Origin of the sequence: Salinactinospora qingdaonensis, from assembly GCF_039539445.1 — a bacterium.
Taxonomy (GTDB): Bacteria; Actinomycetota; Actinomycetes; order Streptosporangiales; family Streptosporangiaceae; genus Salinactinospora; species Salinactinospora qingdaonensis.
In genome coordinates this window covers 1-1082 of the sequence record NZ_BAABDD010000075.1, presented here as the reverse complement: position 1 = coordinate 1082, position 1082 = coordinate 1, and the positions used below count along the sequence as shown (strand labels likewise).

1 protein-coding gene is annotated in these 1082 nt (G+C 65.3%); it reads left to right on the top strand.

The genetic code is table 11. The features are described 5' to 3' along the window. The coding region (locus tag ABD848_RS24850) for a phosphopantetheine-binding protein (RefSeq protein ID WP_344977636.1) at positions 1–1082 on the top strand (1082 nt) is incomplete at both ends.

Genomic DNA, 1082 nt, shown 5'->3' with positions numbered 1-1082 from the left:
CCGACCGGTGTTGCCGGTGAGCTTTATATCGGTGGGGCCGGGCTTGCGCGGGGCTACCTGGGCCGGCCCGAGCTGACCGCCGAGGCGTTCATCGCCAACCCCTTCAGCGAGGAGGGCGGCAGCCGCCTCTACAAGACCGGCGACCTCGCCCGCTTCCTGCCCGACGGCAACATCGAAATCCTGGGCCGGGTCGACGACCAGGTCAAGATCCGCGGCTTCCGCGTCGAACTCGGCGAGATCGAAGCCGTCCTGGCCCAACACCCCCAAGTACGCAACACCGCCGTACTCCTACACACCGACGGGGCGGCCAAGCAGTTGGTGGCCTATGTCGTCTCCCGCGAACCGGTGACCGGTGAGGAGTTGCAGTCGTTCTTGGGGGAGCGCCTGCCCGACTACATGGTCCCCAGCGTGTTCGTCCCGCTGGAGAACCTACCGCTCACTCCGAACGGGAAGGTGGATCGCGAGGCGTTGGCGGCGCTGCCGTGGCAGGAGCACGCCACCGGCGAACGCGAACACGTCGCCCCCCGCAGCCCGGTGGAACAACACCTCGCCCACATCTGGCAAGACGTGCTGGGCATGAGCCAACCCGTCGGCGTCCACGACAGCTTCTTCTCCCTGGGCGGCGACTCCATCCTGAGCCTGCAAGTGATCTTCCGCGCCAAACAACACGGCCTGTACTTCACCGTCAAACAGCTCTTCCAACACCAAACCATCGCCGAACTCGCCCCCATCGTCCAACACCAGGACGTCCCCAGCGTCCAAGCCGAACAAGGCATCGTGACCGGGCCGGCCGAGCTCACCCCCATCCAACACTGGTTCTTCGCCCAAAACTTCACCCACCCCCACCACGTCAACCAATCCCTACTCCTGGAGGTCGAAACCGACCTCACCTCCCAGCAGTGGCAACAAGTGCTCCAACGTCTGCTGGAACAACACGACAACCTGCGCACCCGCTTCTTCCACGACGGCCACCAATGGCACGCCGAACTAATGGGCCTGCCCGAAACCCTGCCCTGGCAGACCCACGACCTCTCCCCCCACCCCACCCACCAGCACCAGACCCACCTCCTCGACATCGCCCA